General features: G+C 48.7%; 3 rRNA genes. All 3 read right to left on the bottom strand.

Annotation, left to right across the window (positions count from 1 at the left end):
• Window positions 1-8 precede the first annotated feature (8 nt).
• A 5S ribosomal RNA gene (gene rrf, locus FW780_RS22220) occupies window positions 9-123 on the bottom strand.
• Window positions 124-325: 202 nt separating this feature from the next.
• Window positions 326-3,212, bottom strand: a 23S ribosomal RNA gene (locus FW780_RS22215).
• A 289-nt stretch (window positions 3,213-3,501) separates the two neighbouring features.
• Window positions 3,502-5,037 (bottom strand): 16S ribosomal RNA (locus FW780_RS22210).
• The 16S, 23S and 5S rRNA genes sit together here, the layout of an rRNA operon.
• Between the last annotated feature and the right edge of the window lie 246 nt (window positions 5,038-5,283).

The raw sequence follows: 5,283 nt of genomic DNA, 5'->3' as shown, positions 1-5,283 counted from the left end.
TATTTGGAGCCTGGCAATGTCCTACTTTCACATAGCAAATGCTACACTATCATCGGCGCTGTTTCGTTTCACTACTGAGTTCGGCATGGGGTCAGGTGGGTCCAAAACGCTATGGTTACCAAGCAAATTAGGTGCAAAGGATTAAGGACAAGCACGTAGTGCTTCTTTTTCCTTTGCGCAAGGTGCCTCAATGTTAACGCTACGCGCTAAGAGTCACCTCATAAATTTGGAAAATTCTGATAATATTTTTTAAGTCTAAGTATCTATCTACTTTAGCTATTAACTTCTGTCGCTTGTTTCTGTCACAAAACGCGTTTGGCGTTGTATGGTTAAGCCTCACGGGTAATTAGTACAAGTTAGCTTAATGGCTCACACCACTTCCACATCTTGCCTATCAACGTTGTAGTCTTCAACGGCCCTTCAGAGACTTTAAAAGTCTAGTGAGAAATCATCTCGAGGCCTGCTTCGCGCTTAGATGCTTTCAGCGCTTATCAGTTCCGAACGTAGCTACCGGGCAATGCCATTGGCATGACAACCCGAACACCAGCGGTTCGTTCACTCCGGTCCTCTCGTACTAGGAGCAACCCCTCTCAATTCTCAAACGCCCACGGCAGATAGGGACCGAACTGTCTCACGACGTTCTAAACCCAGCTCGCGTACCACTTTAAATGGCGAACAGCCATACCCTTGGGACCGACTTCAGCCCCAGGATGTGATGAGCCGACATCGAGGTGCCAAACACCGCCGTCGATATGAACTCTTGGGCGGTATCAGCCTGTTATCCCCGGAGTACCTTTTATCCGTTGAGCGATGGCCCTTCCATTCAGAACCACCGGATCACTATGACCTACTTTCGTACCTGCTCGACGTGTCTGTCTCGCAGTTAAGCTGGCTTCTACCATTACACTAACCGTACGATGTCCGACCGTACTTAGCCAACCTTCGTGCTCCTCCGTTACTCTTTGGGAGGAGACCGCCCCAGTCAAACTACCCACCAGGCACTGTCCGTAACCCCGATTCAGGGGCCAACGTTAGAACATCAAAACTACAAGGGTGGTATTTCAAGGACGACTCCACAACAACTAGCGTCGCTGCTTCAAAGTCTCCCACCTATCCTACACATGTAGGTTCAATGTTCAGTGCCAAGCTGTAGTAAAGGTTCACGGGGTCTTTCCGTCTAGCCGCGGGTACACAGCATCTTCACTGCGATTTCAATTTCACTGAGTCTCGGGTGGAGACAGCGTGGCCATGGTTACACCATTCGTGCAGGTCGGAACTTACCCGACAAGGAATTTCGCTACCTTAGGACCGTTATAGTTACGGCCGCCGTTTACCGGGGCTTCGATCAAGAGCTTCGTCCGAAAACTAACCCCATCAATTAACCTTCCGGCACCGGGCAGGTGTCACACCGTATACGTCATCTTGCGATTTTGCACAGTGCTGTGTTTTTAATAAACAGTCCCAGCCACCTGGTCACTGCGGCTCCCGTCCGCTTAGAGAGCAAGTCTCATCACAGATAGGAGCGTACCTTCTCCCGAAGTTACGGTACGATTTTGCCTAGTTCCTTCACCCGAGTTCTCTCAAGCGCCTTAGTATTCTCTACCTGACCACCTGTGTCGGTTTGGGGTACGATTCGGTATAATCTGAAGCTTAGAGGCTTTTCCTGGAAGTATGGCATCAGCAACTTCACACCCTTGGGTGCTCGTCTCGTGTCTCAGCCTAACAGCAACCCGGATTTACCTAAGTCACTAGCCTACTCACTTTCACATGGACAACCATCGCCATGCTTGCTTAGCCTTCTCCGTCCCCCCATCGCAATTATACCAAGTACGGAAATATTAATCCGTTTCCCATCGACTACGCCTTTCGGCCTCGCCTTAGGGGTCGACTTACCCTACCCTGATTAACATGGGATAGGAACCCTTGGTCTTCCGGCGTGCGGGTTTTTCACCCGCATTATCGTTACTCATGTCAGCATTCGCACTTCTGATACGTCCAGCATACCTCCCGGTACACCTTCAACCGCTTACAGAACGCTCCCCTACCACTCATCCTAAGATGAATCCGCAGCTTCGGTGCATAGTTTAGCCCCGTTACATCTTCCGCGCAGACCGACTCGACCAGTGAGCTATTACGCTTTCTTTAAAGGATGGCTGCTTCTAAGCCAACCTCCTGGCTGTCTGGGCCTTTCCACATCGTTTCCCACTTAACTATGACTTTGGGACCTTAGCTGGCGGTCTGGGTTGTTTCCCTCTTCACGACGGACGTTAGCACCCGCCGTGTGTCTCCCGGATATTACTTTACGGTATTCGGAGTTTGCAAAGGGTTGGTAAGTCGGGATGACCCCCTAGCCTTAACAGTGCTCTACCCCCGTAAGTATTCGTCCGAGGCTCTACCTAAATAGATTTCGGGGAGAACCAGCTATCTCCCGGTTTGATTAGCCTTTCACTCCTAGCCACAGGTCATCCCCTAACTTTTCAACGTTAGTGGGTTCGGTCCTCCAGTTGATGTTACTCAACCTTCAACCTGCCCATGGCTAGATCACCGGGTTTCGGGTCTATACCTTGCAACTATTCGCCCAGTTAAGACTCGGTTTCCCTACGGCTACCCTAATCGGTTAACCTCGCTACAAAATATAAGTCGCTGACCCATTATACAAAAGGTACGCAGTCACCTAACAAGTAGGCTCCTACTGCTTGTACGTACACGGTTTCAGGTTCTATTTCACTCCCCTCACAGGGGTTCTTTTCGCCTTTCCCTCACGGTACTGGTTCACTATCGGTCAGTTGGGAGTATTTAGCCTTAGATGATGGTCCACCTATATTCAGTCAAAGTTTCACGTGCTCCGACCTACTCGATTTCACTTAAAATGTCTTTTCATGTACGGGACTATCACCCTGTATCGTGGCACTTTCCAGAGCCTTCCATTAACACATAATAAGCTTAAGGGCTGTTCCGATTTCGCTCGCCGCTACTATCGGAATCTCGGTTGATTTCTTTTCCTACGGGTACTTAGATGTTTCAGTTCTCCGCGTTCGCCTCGTTAACCTATGTATTCAGTTAACGATACCTGCAAGCAGGTGGGTTTCCCCATTCGGAAATCCTAGTCTCAAGCGCTTTTTACTAGCTTGACTAGGCTTATCGCAAGTTAATACGTCCTTCATCGCCTCCAACTGCCAAGGCATCCACCGTGTACGCTTAGTCACTTAACCATACAACCCAAACGGGTCTTTGTTATGTGACAGTTTAACTTCGCCAGAAGTTAATATTGAATACTAAAGTAGATACCAATTAACCATAAATGATCAAATTGGCACTGAATGATACTGCTATCATTCTTTTTTACTTTTGAAAACTCTTGATAAATACGAATATTTATCAGAATTTTATTATCAGCTTTTCCAAATTTTTAAAGAGCATATTAATCAGTTAAACCCAAAGGGTAAAACTAACTAACAATCATCTGTGTGGACACTACGAACAAATAAGTTCTAAATCGTATAAGGAGGTGATCCAGCCCCAGGTTCCCCTAGGGCTACCTTGTTACGACTTCACCCCAGTCATGAATCACTCCGTGGTAAACGTCCTCCCGAGGGTTAGACTATCTACTTCTGGAGCAACCCACTCCCATGGTGTGACGGGCGGTGTGTACAAGGCCCGGGAACGTATTCACCGCATCATTCTGATATGCGATTACTAGCGATTCCGACTTCATGGAGTCGAGTTGCAGACTCCAATCCGGACTACGACGCACTTTAAGTGATTCGCTTACTCTCGCGAGTTCGCAGCACTCTGTATGCGCCATTGTAGCACGTGTGTAGCCCTACACGTAAGGGCCATGATGACTTGACGTCGTCCCCACCTTCCTCCGGTTTATCACCGGCAGTCTCCTTAGAGTTCTCAGCATTACCTGCTAGCAACTAAGGATAGGGGTTGCGCTCGTTGCGGGACTTAACCCAACATCTCACAACACGAGCTGACGACAGCCATGCAGCACCTGTATCAGAGTTCCCGAAGGCACCAAACCATCTCTGGTAAGTTCTCTGTATGTCAAGTGTAGGTAAGGTTCTTCGCGTTGCATCGAATTAAACCACATGCTCCACCGCTTGTGCGGGCCCCCGTCAATTCATTTGAGTTTTAACCTTGCGGCCGTACTCCCCAGGCGGTCTACTTAATGCGTTAGCTTTGAAAAACAGAGCCGAGGCTCCGAGCTTCTAGTAGACATCGTTTACGGCGTGGACTACCAGGGTATCTAATCCTGTTTGCTCCCCACGCTTTCGTACATGAGCGTCAGTGTTGACCCAGGTGGCTGCCTTCGCCATCGGTATTCCTTCAGATCTCTACGCATTTCACCGCTACACCTGAAATTCTACCACCCTCTATCACACTCTAGTTTGCCAGTTCGAAATGCAGTTCCCAGGTTGAGCCCGGGGCTTTCACATCTCGCTTAACAAACCGCCTGCGTACGCTTTACGCCCAGTAATTCCGATTAACGCTCGCACCCTCCGTATTACCGCGGCTGCTGGCACGGAGTTAGCCGGTGCTTCTTCTGTCAGTAACGTCACAGCTAGCAGGTATTAACTACTAACCTTTCCTCCTGACTGAAAGTGCTTTACAACCCGAAGGCCTTCTTCACACACGCGGCATGGCTGCATCAGGCTTGCGCCCATTGTGCAATATTCCCCACTGCTGCCTCCCGTAGGAGTCTGGGCCGTGTCTCAGTCCCAGTGTGGCTGATCATCCTCTCAAACCAGCTAGGGATCGTTGCCTTGGTGAGCCATTACCTCACCAACTAGCTAATCCCACTTGGGCCAATCTAAAGGCGAGAGCCGAAGCCCCCTTTGGTCCGTAGACATTATGCGGTATTAGCAGTCGTTTCCAACTGTTGTCCCCCACCTCAAGGCATGTTCCCAAGCATTACTCACCCGTCCGCCGCTCGTCAGCAAAGGTGCAAGCACCTCTCTGTTACCGCTCGACTTGCATGTGTTAGGCCTGCCGCCAGCGTTCAATCTGAGCCATGATCAAACTCTTCAATTAAAAAGTTTTGTGTCTTTCGACAGCTCAATGAATTCTGAATTTATTTAATATCTTTCGATATTGAATTGACTGTGCTGCAATTCTTTTCTTAAGTAAAACCTAAGTAAGTTATTGCTGTTGGTCACTCAGTTTCAATTGAGACTCTAAATTTGTTTGCCTCACTACCTAAGTAGCTTGGCTGTTAGAACTCAATCTGTACGAGTGCCCACACAGATGATTGCTTTATATTGTTAAAGAACGTTGCGA

This window comes from Chryseobacterium sediminis, assembly GCF_008386505.1.
Lineage (GTDB): Bacteria > Bacteroidota > Bacteroidia > Flavobacteriales > Weeksellaceae > Chryseobacterium > Chryseobacterium sediminis.
This window is presented reverse-complemented; position numbering and strand designations above follow the sequence as displayed.